Genomic DNA, 18305 nt, shown 5'->3' with positions numbered 1-18305 from the left:
GGGGAAGGAGAGGGCAAAGGGCAAGGTGAATAACCATTAGCCGGAAAATTAAGCGCGGGCTAATTGCTACAGTCCGTTAAAAAGAGTTAACTTTTTTCGCCGCGGGGATCGGGTTTCAAAAAGCCTTCATCCGGCTGTCACACGAAAACGATACCCGCATCGCAGGCGCTTAAACGCGCCAGTTCAACGGAGAGAACACATGTTCAAGTTCACGGGGAAAGTGCTTTCCCTCTCGGCCGCGGCGCTCTTTGCGTCGACGGTGATTTCGTCCGCGGATTCGCTGGACGATCTCGTCAAGGCCGCGAAGGCAGAAGGCCAGCTCACCACCATCGCGCTTCCGCATGACTGGTGTGGCTACGGGGCAGTGATCGACGGTTTCAAGGCTAAGTATCCGGGGATCACCATCAACGAGCTCAATCCCGACGCCGGCTCGGGCGACGAGGTCGAGGCGATCAAGGCCAATAAGGACAACAAGGGCCCGCAGGCGCCCGACGTCATCGACGTCGGCCTGTCCTTCGGCCCGACCGCCAAGGCCGACGGCCTGCTGATGCCTTACAAGGTGTCGACCTGGGACTCGATCCCGGACAGCGCGAAGGATGCCGATGGTGCCTGGTATGGCGATTATTACGGCGTGCTGTCGTTCATGGTGAACAAGGACCTGGTCAAGGAATCGCCGACCGACTGGGCCGACCTGCAGAAGCCGGAATTCGCCAACTCGGTCGCGCTTGCCGGTGACCCGCGCGCGTCGAACCAGGCCATCCAGGCGGTCTATGCCTCCGGCCTGTCGTCGGGCGCCGCCGCTGGCGAAGCTGCCGGAAAAGCCGGCCTCGAGTTCTTCAAGAAGCTCAACGCCGCCGGCAACTTCGTTCCGGTCGTCGGCAAGCCGGCGACGCTGGCTCAGGGCCAGACGCCGATCCTGATCAACTGGGACTACAACGCGCTCGCCGGCCGCGACACGCTGAAGGGCAACCCGCCCGTCGACGTGATCGTGCCGAAGACCGGCGTCGTCGCCGGCGTCTATGTGCAGGCGATCAGCGCCTTCGCACCGCATCCGAATGCCGCGAAGCTGTGGATGGAATACCTCTATTCCGACGAAGGCCAGATCGGCTGGCTGAAAGGCTACTGCCACCCGATCCGTTTCAACGATCTCGCCAAGAACGGCAAGATCCCGGCGGACGTGCTGGCCAAGCTGCCGCCGGCTGAGTCCTATGCCTCGGCGGCTTTCCCGACGCTCGACGAGCAGGGCAAGGCCAAGGAAGCCATCAGCAAGAACTGGGACGCCATTGTCGGCGCCAACGTCAAGTAAGACTTGAAATGCACCGGGCGGCCGCCTGGCCGCCCGGCTTTCCCTCGAAGACGGTGCCGGGCACATGACCGATCTATCGCTTTCAAATCAGTCTATTGCCACCAAGCCCGCGCCGCCGACCGAAGCGACTGCTTTCCGCCTGCCGACGCAATGGATCGGCGTGGCGCCGTTCTTCGTCTTCGCCCTGATGTTCCTGATCATGCCGACGCTGTATCTCGTCATCGGCGCGTTTCAGACCGGGGAAGGCGGGTTCACGCTCGACAACGTCCTGCAGTTGGTCAGCGATCCTTCGATCGCCAATTCCTATTGGGTTTCGATCAAGATCAGCTTCTGGTCGGCCATCGTCGGCGCTTTTGCCGGACTGGCGATTGCCGTGGCCATCGTGCGCGGCGGCCTGCCCAGCTGGGTTCGCTCCGCGACGCTGACCTTCTCGGGCGTCGCCTCGAATTTTGCCGGCTTGCCGCTTGCCTTTGCGTTCATCGCAACGCTCGGCCGCGTCGGCATAGTGACGGTGCTGCTGCGCGACATATTCAACCTCAACATCTATGCCCTGGGGTTCAATTTCCTGACCACGTGGGGGCTGATCGTCGTCTATCTCTTCTTTCAGATCCCGCTGATGGTGGTGATCATCGTGCCGGCGATCGACGGCTTGAAGAAGGAATGGAACGAGGCGGCCGCCACGCTTGGCGCCACCCAGTGGCAGTACTGGCGCATGGTGGTGATACCGGTGCTGTTTCCGAGTTTCCTCGGCACCGTTATCCTTCTGTTCGCCAACGCCTTCGGCGCCATCGCAACGGCCTATGCGTTCGCCGGCCCGCAGCTCAACATCGTTCCCATCAAGCTCTATTCGCAGATCAACGGCGACGTGCTGCACAACCCGCAACTCGGTTACGCGATCGCCTTCGGCATGATCGTCATCACCGGACTGGCGAATGTCTTCTACATCTGGTTCCGGACCCGTTCCGAGAGGTGGCTGAAATGAAGTCGGGCAAATTCTGGGCCTGGGTCGTCTTCGGTATTGGCACGGCCTATTTCTTCATCCCGCTGCTGGCAACGTTCGAGTTTTCGTTGCGCATGCGGCGTGGCGTCCATTCCTTCGACGCCTATCAAGTCGTGCTCGGCGATCCGCGCTTCCAAGCGACGTTCCTGTATTCGGTGGTCGCCGCGATCTTCACCATCATTCTCGGCGTGCTGATCGTGGTGCCGGCCGCCTACTGGATCCGTCTCCGATTGCCTCAAATCAGGCCGATCGTCGAATTCATCACGCTGCTGCCGCTGGTCATTCCGGCGATCGTCATCGTCTTCGGCTATATCCGTATGTATGGCTCGAATTCGCCGCTGCCGTTCCTGGCCAGCGATCTCGGCGCCAGCGCCTTGCTGGTGATCGGCTATGCGACGCTGGCGCTACCCTACATGTACCGCGCCGTCGACACCGGCCTTCGTACCATCGATGTCAGAACGCTGACGGAAGCAGCCCAAATCCTCGGCGCCGGCTGGGGCACGATCATCACCCGCGTCATCCTGCCCAATGTGCTGATCGCGGTGCTGTCGGGTGCCTTCCTGACCTTCGCCATCGTCATCGGCGAATTCACCATGGCAAGCCTGCTCAATCGGCCGGCATTCGGCCCTTACCTGCAGAATATCGGCGCCAATCGTGCCTATGAGCCGGCTGCACTTGCGATCATCGCCTTCGCCATCACCTGGGGCTGCATGTCGCTGATCCAGATCCTGTCCCGCTTCGCGCCGAAATCGGCGAACCGCCCAAATTGATCGAGAGAACCACGCCATGGCCGACCCATTCCTCTCCATCCAGCACGTTCGAAAATCCTTCGGTGCCACCACCGTGGTGGAGGACTTCAATCTCGACGTCGAGCCGGGCGAATTCGTCTCCTTCCTGGGGCCGTCCGGCTGCGGCAAAACCACAGTGTTGCGTATGGTCGCCGGCTTCGAGGAGCCCTCGGCCGGCAAGATCGTCGTCGGCGGCAAGGACATAACCAGGCTGAAGCCCAATCAGCGCAATGTCGGCATGGTGTTCCAGGCCTACGCGCTGTTCCCGAACCTGACGGTGGCGCAGAACATCGCCTTCGGGTTGAAGGTCGGTGGCATGCCGAAGGCCGATGCCGACAGGCGGGTCGCCGAGATGCTCGATATCATCAAGCTGCCGCAGATGGCCGACCGCTATCCCTACCAGCTTTCCGGCGGCCAGCAGCAGCGCATCGCGCTCGCGCGGGCGATTGCGCCGAAGCCGAAGCTGCTTCTGCTCGACGAGCCGCTGTCGGCGCTCGACGCCAAGGTGCGCGTGTCGCTGCGCGAGGAAATCCGCTCGATCCAGAAGAAGCTCGGCATCACCACCATCTTCGTCACGCATGACCAGGAAGAGGCGCTGTCGATCTCCGACCGCATCGCGGTGATGTATGGCGGCAGGGCCGAGCAGGTCGGCACGCCGTTCGAGATCTACAACCGGCCGGCGACCAAATTCGTCGCCAATTTCGTCGGCACGCTCAACGTGCTGGAGGGCAAGGTCACCGATGCCGCTTCCGGCAAGGTGCAAGTCAACTCGCAGGAAGTCTCGCTGAAAGGCAAGCTCAACGGTTCGAAGTCAGGCGACACGCTGTCGCTGGCGCTGCGGCCTGAAGCCATCTCGCTGGGGCGCCAGCCCGGCCACGACACCAGCCTGTCGGGCGAAATCGCCGAAGTGCATTTCCTTGGCTCAGTCATCCGCGTGCGCGTCGGTATCGGCGGCAAGACGGTGTCGCTCGATACCTTCAACAACTCCACGACGCCGCCGCCTGTCGTAGGCGACAAGGCGGACATCTCCTTCTCATCGGGCGACATGCTGGTTCTGCATTGACGGCTCTGGCCCGTCCTGATGCCGATAAGACATGCCAGACGGTTCTCGGTGATATACGGCCGTCATCGGCATGTCCTGCGAGCACCCCTATGAGGCGGCGCGGGTTTGCCGGATAAATCAACAGTATCCTGTCTCAGGGTACTGACAAGCTTCGCGCCTCGCCGCTACGATGAGCCATGGCGCTGTTCGAACTCACCCTTGTCCTGCTGCTCATCGCCGTCGCGCTGACGGCGGTATCGCGATGGCTGGAGGTACCTTACCCGTCGCTGCTGGCGCTTGCCGGCGTTGGGCTTGCCTTCGTGCCGGGCGCGCCGATGATCGAGATCGATCCGGAACTGGCGCTGGCGCTGTTCATCGCGCCGGTGCTGCTCGATGCCGCCTATGACACTTCACTGCGCGACCTGAAGCGCTACCGGCTGTCGCTTGCCCTGCTGGCGCTTGGCGCGGTCGTCTTCACCGCGGTGGTCGTTGCCTTTGTCGGCTGGAAGATGGCCGGCCTGCCGATCGCGGCGGCGATCGCGCTCGGCGCCATCGTCGCGCCGCCGGACGCAGTCGCCGCAAGCGCGGTGCTCAATCAGTTCAAGGTGCCGCACCGTCTGACTGCCATCCTGCAGGGCGAGAGCCTGCTCAACGATGCCACGGCGCTGCTGATCTACCGGATATCGGTTTCAGCCGCCATCGGCACACTCATGCTCAAAGACGCAGTGCCCGTCATCCTGCTTGCAACGGTCGGCAGTGTTATCGCCGGTTATCTGTTCGGCCGAGTGTCGCGGCTCACGCTGACACGCATCGAGGACGCGGCAAGCAGCACCGTGGTGCAGTTCGCCGGAACCTTCGCCGTCTGGATCATTGCCGACAAGCTCGGCCTCTCCGCCATCATCACCATCGTCGTCTATGCCATCACCATCGCGCGCACCACGCCGCGCCGCATGTCGGCCAGACGCCGCGTCAGCGCCTATTCGGTCTGGGAATCGGCGGTGTTCGTGCTCAATGTGCTGGCGTTCGTGCTGATGGGCCTGCAGGCACGGTCGATCATCGGCCGGCTGGCCGACGATGGGCAGGGCAAGGCATTCGTCTTCGCCGCGACGGTTCTTACCGTCGTCATCGTGGCGCGCCTCGTCTGGGTGGCGGGGTATGTCGCGATCATCCGATGGTTTGCCCGCAACGACAGCGAGGAAGAAAAGCAGGATGCGCCGACATTTGCCGGTGCCGCGCTTGTCGGCTGGTGCGGCATGCGCGGGCTGGTGACGCTGGTCGCCGCCATTGCCTTGCCGGCCGGCTTTCCCGGGCGTGACCCGATCGTGCTTGCCGCTTTCGCGGTCGTGCTCGGCACGCTGGTGCTGCAAGGCATGAGCCTGAAGGTTCTGCTGCGCTGGCTCAATTTCCCGCGCGATACGACGATCGATCGCGAGGTGGCCGAAGCGCGCGTCGCCATCATGCAGGCCGCGCTCGATGTGCTGAGCCGCAAGACCTCGTCGGCTGCCGCCGTCGTGCGCGAGCAGTACGAGGCGCAGCGGCGGATCGCCGAAAACCCCGACGACGCGCAGGCCGCGACGGAATACGACCGGTTGCGCCTCTACGCCATCAAGCGGCAGCGCGACACGCTGGAGGAACTGCGCAGCAACGGCACGATCGGCGACGAAGCCTATCACCGGCTGGAGGAGGAGATCGACTGGTCGGAACTTGCGGCGTCGCCTGCCGGAAGCTTCCAGCCGCTGACGACTTATTAGAGCGCCGGTTCGCCGATTTCCACTGGACTATTCCGCTTGCCCCGACGGTCCATTGCAACGCAAGGGGCGGGGCGCTACTGCGATCACCAGAAGTGAGCCGGTTAATCAATGAAGCTGATCAGCTACAATATCCAGTATGGCTACGGCAGCGACGGGCGCTACGATCTCAGCCGCTGCGCCAGGCTGGTGGACGGCGCCGACATCGTCGCGCTGCAGGAAGTCGAGCGGCATTGGCAGCGCAGCAACGAGGACGACCAGCCCGAGATCCTGTCCAGCTTGCTGCCCGGCTATTACTGGGCTTACGGCCCCGCCTTCGACATGGATGCCAGCGAGAAGCGTGATGGCCGCGTCGTCAACCGCCGGCGGCAATTCGGCACGATGGTGCTGTCGAAGCTGCCGATCGTCTGGTCGCGGCTGCACACTTTGCCCCAGCGGCGCACGCTGAGGCCGCTCAACACCCGCAACGCGGCGCTGGAATGCATGATCCGCACGCCGGCGGGGCCAGTGCGGGTGCTTTCCTTGCATCTGGCGCATATCGCGGCCGAAGAGCGGCTGGAGCAGATCGACTACCTGCTTGCCGAGCATCGCCGCGCGCCGTTCGACGGCGGCCCCTGGAGTGGCGTCGATGACGAGCCGCAGCGCAACTGGTCGAACGGCCAGCCGGAACCGGAGAACCCGTTGGCGGCGATCTGGCTGGGCGACTTCAACATGGAGCCGGGCAGCGCCGAATACCGGCGCATCGTCGGCAATACGCCCTACCATCGCGGCGCTGCCTATATCGACGGCTTCGTCGATGCCGCAGCCGTCGCCAGCGAGCAGGGGCCGGACTTCCATACGCACGAAAAGGTCATCGACGGCAGGCTGGCGAAACGACGGCTCGATCATTGCTTCGTCGGCGGCATGCTGGCCGGGCGGGTGCGTTCTGTGAGCGCCGATATCGGCGAGGTGGCTTCCGACCATTTCCCGCTCAGGATCGATATCGATCTGGAAATGCCGGGCATCGCGTCAGGCCTGGCGGGCAGGTGAGGCAGGCATGACGCTGTTCGTCGTCCTGGCGGTGCTTTCGGCGGCGGCCATGCATGCGATCTGGAACGCGCTGGTCAAGGTGCATCTCGACCGCTTCCTGTCGATCACACTGATGACGCTCGGCATGGGCTTTGCGGCGCTGGTCGCGCTTCCCTTCGTCGAGGTGCCAAAGGCCGAAGTTTGGCCCTACATCTTCGCCTCGGTGATCTTCCACATGGGCTACCGCACTTTCTTGATCGGCGCCTACAAGGCCGGCGATTTCGCTCAGACCTATCCGCTGGCGCGCGGCACCGCGCCATTGCTCTCGGCGCTCGGCGGCATCGCCCTGATCGGCGAGGTCCCGGCGCCGTTCGCCATCCTCGGCATCGTGCTTCTGTCGGCGGGCACGCTGGTCATGTCGTTCCGGGGCGGGGCGCATCTGGAGAAGCTCAATCTGCGCGCGGTCGGCTTCGCGCTCGGCACATCGATCTTCATCGCCAGCTACACACTCTCCGACGGCAGCGGCGCGCGGCTCGCGGCAACCGCGCAAAGCTACGCCGCCTGGCTGTTCGTCTGCGATGCGACGTGGGCGCTTGTGCTGTGCATCTTCTTTCGCGGGCCGCAGTCGCTTCCGGTGCTGGCGCGCGACTGGAAAGCCGGGTTGTTCACCGGCGTTCTCAGCGGCGCGGCCTATTGGATCGTGATGTGGGCGATGACCAAGGCGCCGATCGCCTCGGTCGCCTCGTTGCGCGAAACCTCGATCCTGTTCGCCATGCTGATCTCCGTGCTGGCGCTGGGCGAGAAGATGACCGTCTGGCGCGCAGCCGCGGCGCTCGGCATCGTTGCCGGCGTCGCGGCGCTCAGAATGGGTTGAAGACAGACCCTCAACCGAGGACGGTCATTACCTGGCCGCGCTTTTCCGGACTGAAGCGGATGACGACGATGATGCAGACGGCGACCGCGCCCGAGAGGCGGCGAGCAGTCACATTTGCGTCACCTCCAGATCGATCACCATCAGCCCATCGGTGCCGCCTTGGAGGGCGGCGACCAGACGGGCGCCGGCGCGCTGATGTGCCTCGTGAACGAGGTAGGCGTCGCGGGCGGCGGCATCGCGGAAGTCGATGGTGAAGCCGTGGCCGAAGCCGCGCCCGAACGGCTCCGGGCTGACATTGGCGCTGAACTGCACCCTGTCCATGCCGTCGATAACGGTGCGCAGCGCTTCGAGATCGGCGTGAATCGCCGCACGCTCGGTCTCAGGGACGTCGTCGCGAAGCGGACAAAGACGCAATGCCGGATCATCGTTGATGCCTCATGCCGCCTGGTTGCCCTTGAACACGGCCGGCGGCAGCGGCTCGCGGCCGAGGATGAGATCGGCGCCCTTTTCCCCGACCATGATCGTCGGCGCATTGGTGTTGGAGGAGGGAACGCGCGGCATCACCGACGCATCGCAGACGCGGAGACCTTCGATGCCGCGCAGCCTCAAATCCGGCGTCACCACGGCCATCGCATCATGCCCCATGCGGCAGGTGCCGACGGGGTGGTGGTCGGTCTTGGAGGAGCGGCAAGCGTACTCGAAGAGGTCCGCGTCGCTTTGCAGGGCAGGGCCGGGCAGCACCTCGCGCAGCACATAGGGCTGCAGCGCCTTCTGCCGCATGATCTCGCGGGCCAGCCGCAGGCCCTTGATCGACATGTCGCGGTCGTAAGGATCGGACCAGTAGTTCGGATCGATCAGCGGGTGGTCGGCCGGGTCGGCGCTCTTCAGTCGCACCGTGCCGCGCGAGCGCGGGCGCAGGAAGGCGGAGTTCAGCGTCACGCCCGGATTCTTCAGCTTCTCGACGCCGGCCTCGATGCCGGAGCCGAGGCCGAGATGGAACTGGATGTCGGGCGAGGCGGCGGTCGGGTCTGCGTACCAGAAGCCGCCGGTCTCGAACAGGCTCGAGGCGACGGGGCCCTTCTTGAGCAGCAGATATTGCAAGCCGGCCCACATCGTGCGGTGCAGCTTGGCGTAATTGTCATAGGTGTGGTCGCCGGTGCATTCGGCGATGACGAACAGGTCGAGATGGTCCTGCATGTTGGAGCCAACGCCGGGCAGGTCATGCACAGGCGTGACGCCCACCGACTTCAGATGATCGGCCGGGCCGATGCCCGATTGCATGAGGAGCTTGGGCGAGCCGATCGCGCCCGACGAGACGATCACCTCGCGTTCGGCGCGCAGGATCGTCTTTTCGCCACCCGGCTTGCCGACGATCTCCACGCCGACGGCGCGGCCCTTCTCCACGACGACGCGGGTGACGAGCACGTCGGTCCTGACCGTCAGGTTCTTGCGCGTGCCGATCGGCTTCAGATAGGCCACGGAGGCTGATGAACGCCGCGCATCCTTCTGCGTGAGCTGATAGTAGCCGACGCCTTCCTGGCTGGCGCCGTTGAAGTCGGGGTTGAACGGAATGCCCATTTCCTGCCCGGCGCGAAAATAGGCCTCGCAGATCGGCAGCGGCGAGATCGGGTTGGAGACGCCAAGCGGACCCTGGTCGCCGTGATAGTCGTTGGCGAAGCGCTGGTTGTTCTCGGCGCGCTTGAAATAGGGCAGCACATCCCGATAGCCCCAGCCGGCCAGTCCCTCTTCCTTCTCCCAGGCATCATAGTCGCGGGCATTGCCGCGCGTGTAGATCTGGGCGTTGATCGATGAGCCGCCGCCGACCACCTTGGCCTGCGTGTACCAGAAGACGCGGTCCTTCATGTGCCTCTGCGGCACTGTCGACCAGCCCCAGGAGGCGATGCCCTTGGTCATCTTGGCAAAGCCCGCCGGCATGTGGATCAGCGGATGCCAGTCCTTGCCGCCGGCCTCCAGAAGCAGGACGGAATTGGACGGATCCTCGCTCAGCCGGTTGGCGAGAACGCAGCCGGCCGGACCGGCGCCGACGATGATGTAGTCAGCCATGGTTCCTCACAAGCGTGGCACGGAGAGCGCGCCGTCGACATCGATGACCGATCCGGTCGAAAAGGTGAACTTTCCGGAGGCAAGCGCGGCCACGACAGTGCCGATATCGCCTGCCTCGCCCCAGCGTTTTGCCGGCACCAGCCCACCCTCGATCAGCGCGTCATATTTGGCGGAGACGCCCGCCGTCATATCGGTTCGGATGATGCCCGGCCGGACCTCGAACACGCCGATATTTTCGGGTGCGAGCCGCAACGCCAGGTTCTTCACCCACATCGAAAGCCCGGCCTTGGAGATGCAGTAGTCGGCACGTTCCGGCGAAGCCATGGCGGCGCTCACCGAGGTGATGGTGATGATCGATCGGACGGCGTTTGCGGGTGCCGCAAGCATGACCTTGGCGACGGCCTGGCTGAGGAACACTGTACCGCGCAGGTTGATATCCAGAGCGCGGTCGAAATTCTCCGGCTTCAGCTCCAACAGATCGCCGCGCACCACGGCGCCGACGCCGGCGTTGTTGACCAGGCAATCGATGCGGGCGAAGGCGTCCGTGGCTGCTTCGATCAGTTTCGAATGGCGGGCGAGGTCGGCGATATCGCATTGAGCGTAGGCGAATTTCACGCCGCGTGCGCCGATGTTCTCGGCAAGGCCCTTGGCGGGCTTCTCGGCAAGGTCGGCGACAAGGACGTCGAAGCCGGCATCCGCCAGGGCCTCTGCGCAGGCGAGGCCGATGCCGCGCGCGCCGCCGGTGACAATGGCCGCGGGGCGGGTCATTGGAGACTGGCCTTTTGGATGCCAGCGCCGCCCCTCATCGCCCTGCCGGGCACTTCTCCCCGTATGGTGACGGGGAGAAGGAAGCCTTTGTCGCCGGCTTCGCCAGTCGCAAGCGTTGCAGAATGGGTGCCGGCGTTGCGGCCAGCCTTCTTCTCCCCGTTTACGGGGAGAAGGTGCCGGCAGGCGGATGAGGGGCGGCGCTGGCCTATCATGAAGAAAGCTCCGTCCTGCGGAGATAGTCGGCAACCCGCAGCGCCTGCGCGGCGATCGACAGCGCCGGGTTGACGGCGGCCGATGTCGGCAGGAAGCCGCCGTCGACGACGAACAGGTTTGGATGGTCCCAGGCACGGCAGAAGGGGTCGAGCGGCGATGTTGCGGGGTCGTTGCCCATCTTCACGGTGCCGCATTGGTGCGACGGCGTGCGCTTGTCGAAGGGCCGCGACAGCACGATCGGATAGCCGCAGGCGCGAAGGTTCTCGCGCATGACCTTGGTCAGGCCATCCAGCGACTGCATGTTGGAGCGCCGCCACTGCATGATGATCTCCTTGCCATCGACCATGATGCGGCTTTCGGGATCGGGCAGGTCCTCGCACATCAGATACCAGTCGACGGCGTGGCCGGCCATGAAGTCGAGCACGAATTTCGGCATCTTCTTCACATTGGCCTTCAGCATGTTGCCGTCGATCTTGCCGAGCAGCTGCACATTGCCGAGCGGCTTGCCGCCCTTGCCGTCCGACAGATAATAGTCGTTGAGCATCAGCGTCTTCTGGTAGACGCTATCGTTGCGGCGGCGCAGGTCGATCGCCAGCATCGCGCTCGAATTGTGATTCATGAAATTGCGCCCGACCTGGTCGGAGCTGTTGGCGAGGCCGTTGCCGGCAGCGGAGGGCGAGCGCAGCAGGATGGCGGCCGAATTGATCGCGCCGGCGGACAGGATGACGAGCTTCGGCGACAGCGTCTTGTGCGCGCCGTTCTGGGTGTAGTGGATGGCGGCGATCGACCTGCCGTCCGGCGTGGTTTCGAGCCAGTCGACATGCGCGCCGGTCTCGAGGCGGATGTTCTTGTCTGTAAGCGCTGCCGCCAGCGGTCCGGTCTGGGCGTCGATCTTGCCTTGGCCGGTGTTGGGGAAGGCGTCCCAGCCCGTCCTGCCGTCCTTCAGCCAGGTCTCGATGTCGACGCCCAGCGGCAGCGAAGCGGGGTGCAGTCCAAGGCTCTTCAGCTCGGCGCGGGCGCGCGCGATCGGTGGCTCGTCCGGCACCGGCTTGAAGGCATAGGGGATCGAATGGAACGGCTCGGTCGGGTCTTCGCCCAGCGTGCCGCGCACGCGAAAAAGCTGCTCGGCCTTCGAATACCATGGCTCGAATTCGTCATAGGAAAACGGCCAGGCCGGCGAGACGCCGCCGAAATGCTCGAGCTCGGAAAAATCCTCCTTGCGATAACGGATCAGGACCGCGCCGAAGAACTTCGAATTGCCGCCGACATAGTAGTAGTTGCCCGGGTTGAAGGCAGCGCCGCCAGCCTCGCGCCACATCTCCTTCGGCCGGTAGTGCTCGTCGATGAAGATGGAGCGCGTCGAGCGCGCATGCGGCGTTGCGGGCAGCGGCTCGCCGCGCTCCAGGATCAGGATCGAGGCGCCGCTGCCGGCCAAGCCGGAGGCGATCGTGGCGCCGCCGATGCCGGAGCCGATGATGACGATATCCGGGTTTGCCATAGCTTTTTAAAGAATGCGCTTCTCGGTCGCCGGGTCGAAGAACACCGCCTTGCTGAGGTTGAAGGCCAAGGGCGTGCTGGTGCCGGGCTGGATATTCGCATCAGCTCTCAGCCGCGCCACCACGCCTTTGCCGCCCAGATTGGTGACGGCGAAAGTGTCCGATCCCGCCGGCTCCACCACTTCGATATGGCAGTCGGCCGTGGCGATGTTCGAAGCGTTGCGCTCCGCACCTTCCGGGTCGGTCAGCGCTTCGGGGCGCACGCCGAAGATCACCGGCTTGTCCTTGAAGGCCGCAAGGCCGGAGGGCGCGCCGGACATCGGCAGCACTATCGGCTGGCGCGCCTCGCGGTCCAGCACCACCGACAGCCCGCTGCCATTGCCGTCGATCCTGGCCGGGATCAGGTTCATCGCCGGCGAGCCCATGAAGTCGGCGACGAAGATGTTGGTCGGGTTGTTGTAGATTTCGGCCGGCGTGCCGAATTGCTGCACCTCGCCGTCGCGCATGACGGCGATCTTGGTCGCCAGCGTCATCGCCTCGATCTGGTCATGCGTGACATAGACGATGGTCGTGCCGGTCGTGGCGTGCAGGCGCTTGATCTCGATGCGCATGTCGACGCGCAGCTTGGCGTCGAGATTGGAGAGCGGCTCGTCGAATAGGAAGAGTTTCGGGTCGCGCACCAGCGCCCGGCCCATGGCGACGCGCTGCCGCTGACCGCCGGAAAGCTGGCTGGGCTTGCGGTTGAGGAGATGGCCGATCTGCAGGATCTTCGCCACCTTGTCGATCGCCGCCTGGCGTTCCGCCGCCGGTACGCCGCGCATCTCCATGCCGAAGGCGATGTTGCCGGCAACCGTCATATTCGGGTAGAGCGCGTAGCTCTGGAACACCATGGCGATGTCGCGCTTCGAAGGATGCAGGTCGTTGATCGCGCGGCCGTCGACGCGGATCTCGCCCTCGGTGATCTGCTCCAGGCCGGCAATCGTGTTGAGCAGCGTAGACTTGCCGCAGCCGGAAGGGCCGACGAGCACCAGGAAGCCGCCCTTTTCGAGCTCGACATCGATGCCCTTCAGGATCTCGACATTCCCGAAGCGCTTCTTCAGCCCATCAATTTCCAGAAAAGCCATGGTCGTTCCTTCCGAATGTGGTCAGCCCTTGACCGCGCCCGCCATCAGCCCGCGCACGAAATAGCGGCCGGCGACGACATAGACGATCAGGGTGGGGAGCGCGGCAATCATCGCCGCAGCCATGTTGACGTTGTATTCGACGACGCCGGTCGAGGTGTTGACGACGTTGTTCAGCGCCACCGTCATCGGCATCACATCGCCGGAGCCGGCATAGGCGGAGGCGAACAGGAAGTCGTTCCAGATGTTGGTGAACTGGTAGATCACCGTCACAACGATGATCGGCAGCGAATTGGGCAGCATGATGCGCCGAAATATCTGGAAGAAGGAGGCGCCGTCGACCTGTGCCGCCTTCACCAACTCGGTGGGGAAGGCTTCGTAATAATTGCGGAAGAACAGCGTGGTGAAGCCGAGGCCGTAGACCACATGGACGAAGACCAGGTTCACGGTGGAATTGCCGAGACCGAAGTTGAACCCCGTGGCGTTCTGCAAGGTGACACCAAAGCGGCCGAGGCTGCCGAGGATCGTCGCCATCGGCAACAGCACCGACTGGAACGGGATGAAGCAGGCGAACAGCATCATGGCAAAGACCAGCGTGTGGCCGCGGAAGCGCCATTTGGTCAGCACATAGCCGTTGAGTGCGCCGAGCAGCGTCGAGATCAGCACCGCCGGCACGACCATTTTGATGGAGTTCCAGAAATAGCCCTTCATGCCGACGCAGGTCAGGCCCGAGCAGACTTCGCTCCACGCCTTTATCCATGGCGCGAAAGTCGGCGCATGCGGCAGCGACAGCATGTTGCCGTTCTGGATCTCGTCCATGGTCTTGAACGAGGTGACCAGCATGACGAAGAGCGGCATCAGATAGAAGATCGCGAACAGCCCAAGCAGCCCGTAGATGACGATGCGGTTGAGCGTCCTGGCTCGGGCGCCGCTTGCGGCCTGGCGGGCGGGTGAAGCGACGGCGCTCATCGCGACTTCTCCCTGAGCTCGGAATAGAGATACGGAACGATGATGGCGGTGATGGTCATCAGCATGATCACCGCGCTGGCCGAGCCGACCGCCATCTCGTTGCGCTTGAAGGTGAACTCATACATGAAGTTGGACGGCAGCCAGGCCGAGCCGCCTGGGCCGCCGCTGGTCAGCGCCACGACCAGGTCATAGGACTTGATGGCGAGATGCGCGAGCACGATGAAGGCCGACAGGAAGACGGGCCTGAGCAGCGGAATGACGATGCGGCGATAGAGCTGGAAGGTGGAAGCGCCGTCGATCTGCGCGGCCTTCATGATCTCGCCGTCGATGCCGCGCAGGCCGGCCAGGAACATCGCCATGACGAAGCCGGACGCCTGCCAGACGCCGGCGATCACCACGGTGTAGATGACGAAATCCTTGTTCTTGATCCAGTCGAAATGAAAGCTCGTCCAGCCCCACTGATGCAGCGTCTGTTCCAGCCCGAGGCCGGGATCGAGGAACCATTTCCAGGCGACGCCGGTGACGATGAAGGAGAGCGCCATCGGGTAGAGGTAGATCGGCCTGAGCACGCCTTCGCCGCGGATCTTCTGGTCGAGCAGGATGGCCAGGAACAGGCCGAGCGCCAGGCAGATCAGGATGTAGAGGAAGCCGAATATGCCCATATTGGTGATCGAGGTGTACCAGCTCGACGGCGGGTCGCTCTCGAAGGTCCAGCGCCACAGCCGCTGATAGGCGCGGGCTCCGGTGACGGCATAGGACGGGAATGTCTTGGAATTGGTGAAGGACAGATAGATCGTCCACAGGATGAAGCCATAGACGAAGACGATCGTCGCAGCGAAACTCGGCGCCAAAACGATCTTCGGCAGCAGATCCTGCAGCCGCGACCGGACCGACGCGCCAGGACGGGCGTCATGCTCCGGTGTCAGCTTGATCCGGGTTTCGGCAACTGTGCTCATAGGCTCGTCCAGTACCGGTTGGTCGGAAACTGCCCGGCGCGAAACGCGCCAGGGTCTTTCCCGCACTTGTCGACGGGAGACCTCCCCCGCCGAAGCGGGGGAGATCCGAGTTCAAGCAACGGCTTACTTGGCGTCGTCGATCGCCTTGACCAGCTCGGTCACGGCTTCGTCGGAGGTCTTGATCTGACCGTGGACGAACTTCGACACGACATCCTTGTAGGCGTTCGCGACGGCCGGCGGGGCGCCGTAGCCCTGCGCCAGCGAGCCGAACAACGTGCCGCCCTCATTGGCCTTCTTCAGGTCGGCGATGCCCTTCTTGCCGCAAGCATCGAAGTCGGTATCAGGCACGTCGGTACGGGCCGGGACCGAACCCTTCACGACGTTGAAAGCCGACTGGAAGCTCTTCGACAAAGTGGCGGTGGCGAGTGCCACCTGAGCGGCCTTGCGGTCCTCCGGCACGTTGAACATGCCGAACATGTCGGAGTTATAGATCACCGAGCCGTCGGTGCCCGGGAAGCGGTAGCACAGGAAGTCGGTGCCCGGGGTCTTGTTGGCGGCGTGGAACTCGCCCTTGGCCCAGTCGCCCATGACCTGGACCAGCGCATCGCCCTTGATGACCATGGCGGTGGCGAGATTCCAGTCGCGGCCCGAGAAGTTAGGGTCGACATATTTGACGAGCTTGGCGAGGTTGTCGAACGACTTCTTCATCGTGTCGGACTTGAGCGACTCCTCATCGAGGTCGTTCATCGCCTTCTTGTAGAACTCCGGTCCGCCGGTCGACAGCACGACGGAATCGAACATGGTCGCTTCCTGCCAGTTCTGCCCGCCGAGCGCCAGCGGGGTGACGCCCGCGGCCTTGGCCTTGTCGAGCAACGCCACGAAATCGTCGAAGGTCTTCGGCTCGGTGCCGCCGATCTTGTCCATCACCGCCTTGTTGATCCACAGCCAGTTGACGGAGTGGACGTTGACCGGGGCCGCGACCCACTTGCCGTCATAGACGGAGAACTTCTGCAGGGCGGCCGGAACCGACTTGTCCCAGCCTTCCTTCTTGGCGGTCTCGGTGAGGTCGCCCATGACGCCGGCGGCGGCATAGTCGAGCACGGTGTAGCCGAGCATCTGCGATGCGGTCGGATAGTTGCCGGCCGCGACCATCGCCTTCAGCGCGGTCATGGCGGCGTCGCCGCCGCCGCCGGCCACCGGCACGTCCTTCCAGGCATAGCCTTCCTTGGCCAGATCCTGCTTCAGCACGTTCAGAGCAGCCGCTTCGCCGCCCGACGTCCACCAATGCAGCATCTGCACTTCTTTGACGTCCGCGGCGTGCGCCGAGAACGCAAAGCTCGTCGCAAGAGCCGTTCCGATAAGCAGTTTGCGCAACATGTACTACCTCCCTTGTTGCATTCACAGAACCGGCGGGTGTCCGCCGGGGTCTCCCAACTCAGCCGACCCACCATCCGGTGCGCTGGCCGCGATGAAACTGGATAGTCTTTTCCTCGGTATAATCCTCGACGGCGCGTTTGCCGAGTTCGCGTCCCAGACCGGACTGCTTGTAGCCGCCGAAGGGCAGTTCGGGATAACCTTCCATGAACGTATTCACCCAAACCGTCCCCGAACGCACGCCGCGCGCCACCGACATGCACGTGTCGATACCGGCGCTCCACACCCCTGCAGACAGACCATAGGGCGTGTTGTTGGCAATGCGCAATGCCTCTTCAATCGTTTCAAAAGTGAGCACGGACAGCACCGGTCCGAACACTTCCTCGCGCGCGATCGCCATATCCTCCGTGACGTCACGGATAATGGTCGGATCGAGATATTGGCCGGCATTGGATGGAAGCCGCGCGCCACCGGCGAAAACGCTGCCGCCGTCGGTTTTCGCCGCTGTCACATAGCCGGCTACCTTTTCCATATGGTCGGCCGAGATCATCGCGCCGACCTTGGTGCGGTCGTCGAGCGGATCGCCGACGCGGACCTTCTGGCACAGCGCCTTGACCGCGTTGAGGAAGTCGTCGGCGATCACCTCATGCACGATCAGGCGGCTGCCGGCATTGCAGCATTCGCCGGCGTTGAAGAAGCCGCCGAACACCGCGGCATCCGCAGCGGCCTCGAGGTCGGCGTCGGGGAAGACGATCTGGCCGTTCTTGCCGCCGAGTTCCATCGAGACCTTCTTCAAGGTATCGGAAGCGGCTGCCATGGTTGTCTTGCCGACACGGGTCGAGCCGGTGAAGGAGACCATCTCGACCAGCGGATGCCTGACCATCGGCGCGCCGACATCGGCGCCGTAGCCTGCGAGAATGTTGACGACGCCAGCCGGCAGCCCGGCCTCGAGCAGGATGTCGCCGAGCACGAAAGTGGAAGCGGACGTCATCTCGCTCGGCTTCACCACCGCCGTGCAGCCGGCGGCGAGCGCGAAAGGCAGCTTTTGGCTGACGATCAGGAAAGGGAAATTCCACGGGGTGATGATCGAGACGACGCCGATCGGCTCGCGCAGCACGACGCCCAGCATAGTATCGCCGAGATTGGCGTAGCTTTCGCCATGCAGCGTGCGGGCAAGCGAGGCGGCGTAACGCCAGATGTCAATCGCGCCGCCGATCTCTGCGCGCGCCTGGGCGATCGGCTTGCCGGATTCCAGCGCGTCGAGCCGCGCGATCTGCTCCAGCCGCGCCTCGATCAGGTCGGCAGCCTTCAGCAGAACCGCCGCACGTTCCGATGCCTTCATGCGCGGCCACGGACCGGTCTCGAAAGCCTTGTGCGCGGCCTGCACCGCCGCCTCGACTTCCGCCGCGCCCGCTTGCGCATAACGGGACACGACGAAGCCGTGGCCTGGGCTGGCGCGCTCTATGCTGCGGCCGTCGCAGGCATCGACATGCCTGCCGTCGATCAGCAGCTTGTAGGCCTTCGGCGCCTCAGACGCCTCGGCCGGCATGGCAATGTTGAGCGGTGCGTTCATCATGT

At 63.9% G+C, this 18305-nt stretch carries 16 protein-coding genes; 7 read left to right on the top strand and 9 right to left on the bottom strand.

What is annotated here, in order from left to right; genetic code table 11:
* Positions 1-199 precede the first annotated feature (199 nt).
* From LB535_RS02825 to LB535_RS02795, 7 genes are all read left to right on the top strand, one after another.
* Complete coding sequence (locus LB535_RS02825) at positions 200-1306, top strand: ABC transporter substrate-binding protein (protein ID WP_224631078.1); 1107 nt, start codon at positions 200-202, stop codon at positions 1304-1306.
* A 64-nt stretch (positions 1307-1370) separates the two neighbouring features.
* Positions 1371-2288, top strand: a complete 918-nt coding sequence (locus tag LB535_RS02820; RefSeq protein WP_095766295.1) for an ABC transporter permease — start codon at positions 1371-1373, stop codon at positions 2286-2288.
* Positions 2285-3076: an ABC transporter permease gene (locus LB535_RS02815; protein ID WP_095766296.1), complete on the top strand. Its 792-nt coding sequence runs from the start codon at positions 2285-2287 to the stop codon at positions 3074-3076. The genes LB535_RS02820 and LB535_RS02815 overlap by 4 nt, the downstream gene beginning before the upstream one ends.
* 16 nt (positions 3077-3092) lie before the next feature.
* Entirely contained in the window at positions 3093-4157 is a 1065-nt protein-coding gene (locus LB535_RS02810; RefSeq protein WP_224631077.1) for an ABC transporter ATP-binding protein, read from the top strand.
* A 176-nt stretch (positions 4158-4333) separates the two neighbouring features.
* Positions 4334-5887 carry a cation:proton antiporter gene (locus LB535_RS02805; RefSeq protein ID WP_224524086.1) on the top strand — a complete coding sequence of 518 codons (1554 nt, stop codon included), beginning with the start codon at positions 4334-4336 and terminating at the stop codon, positions 5885-5887.
* Positions 5888-5995: 108 nt separating this feature from the next.
* Positions 5996-6913, top strand: coding sequence for an endonuclease/exonuclease/phosphatase family protein (locus LB535_RS02800; RefSeq protein WP_224631076.1), 918 nt, complete (start codon positions 5996-5998; stop codon positions 6911-6913).
* Between the two features lie 7 nt (positions 6914-6920).
* Positions 6921-7766, top strand: coding sequence for an EamA family transporter (locus LB535_RS02795; RefSeq protein WP_224631075.1), 846 nt, complete (start codon positions 6921-6923; stop codon positions 7764-7766).
* Positions 7767-7874: 108 nt separating this feature from the next.
* On the opposite strand, the gene LB535_RS02790 is transcribed toward LB535_RS02795, so the two are convergent.
* The 9 genes from LB535_RS02790 to LB535_RS02750 all read right to left on the bottom strand — a co-directional run bounded on the left by LB535_RS02790 (position 7875) and on the right by LB535_RS02750 (position 18300).
* Positions 7875-8180: a Dabb family protein gene (locus LB535_RS02790; protein ID WP_224631074.1), complete on the bottom strand. Its 306-nt coding sequence runs from the start codon at positions 8178-8180 to the stop codon at positions 7875-7877.
* 21 nt (positions 8181-8201) lie between these two features.
* Complete coding sequence (locus tag LB535_RS02785) at positions 8202-9830, bottom strand: GMC family oxidoreductase (protein WP_224631073.1); 1629 nt, start codon at positions 9828-9830, stop codon at positions 8202-8204.
* 6 nt (positions 9831-9836) lie between these two features.
* Positions 9837-10598 carry a 3-ketoacyl-ACP reductase gene (locus LB535_RS02780; protein ID WP_224631072.1) on the bottom strand — a complete coding sequence of 254 codons (762 nt, stop codon included), beginning with the start codon at positions 10596-10598 and terminating at the stop codon, positions 9837-9839.
* 208 nt (positions 10599-10806) lie between these two features.
* Positions 10807-12309: an FAD-dependent oxidoreductase gene (locus tag LB535_RS02775; protein ID WP_224631071.1), complete on the bottom strand. Its 1503-nt coding sequence runs from the start codon at positions 12307-12309 to the stop codon at positions 10807-10809.
* A gap of 6 nt (positions 12310-12315) precedes the next feature.
* Entirely contained in the window at positions 12316-13431 is a 1116-nt protein-coding gene (locus LB535_RS02770; protein WP_224631070.1) for an ABC transporter ATP-binding protein, read from the bottom strand.
* Between the two features lie 21 nt (positions 13432-13452).
* Positions 13453-14397: a carbohydrate ABC transporter permease gene (locus LB535_RS02765; protein WP_224631069.1), complete on the bottom strand. Its 945-nt coding sequence runs from the start codon at positions 14395-14397 to the stop codon at positions 13453-13455.
* On the bottom strand, positions 14394-15353 hold the full coding sequence (locus LB535_RS02760) for a carbohydrate ABC transporter permease (protein ID WP_224603331.1): 960 nt from the start codon (positions 15351-15353) through the stop codon (positions 14394-14396). The genes LB535_RS02765 and LB535_RS02760 overlap by 4 nt, the downstream gene beginning before the upstream one ends.
* Positions 15354-15476: 123 nt before the next feature.
* Positions 15477-16730, bottom strand: a complete 1254-nt coding sequence (locus LB535_RS02755; RefSeq protein WP_224631068.1) for an ABC transporter substrate-binding protein — start codon at positions 16728-16730, stop codon at positions 15477-15479.
* 58 nt (positions 16731-16788) lie between these two features.
* Positions 16789-18300 carry an aldehyde dehydrogenase family protein gene (locus tag LB535_RS02750; protein WP_224631189.1) on the bottom strand — a complete coding sequence of 504 codons (1512 nt, stop codon included), beginning with the start codon at positions 18298-18300 and terminating at the stop codon, positions 16789-16791.
* Positions 18301-18305 lie beyond the last annotated feature (5 nt).

Origin of the sequence: Mesorhizobium sp. CA10 (assembly GCF_020165285.1) — a bacterium.
In the GTDB taxonomy this organism is placed as follows: domain Bacteria; phylum Pseudomonadota; class Alphaproteobacteria; order Rhizobiales; family Rhizobiaceae; genus Mesorhizobium.
This window is presented reverse-complemented; position numbering and strand designations above follow the sequence as displayed.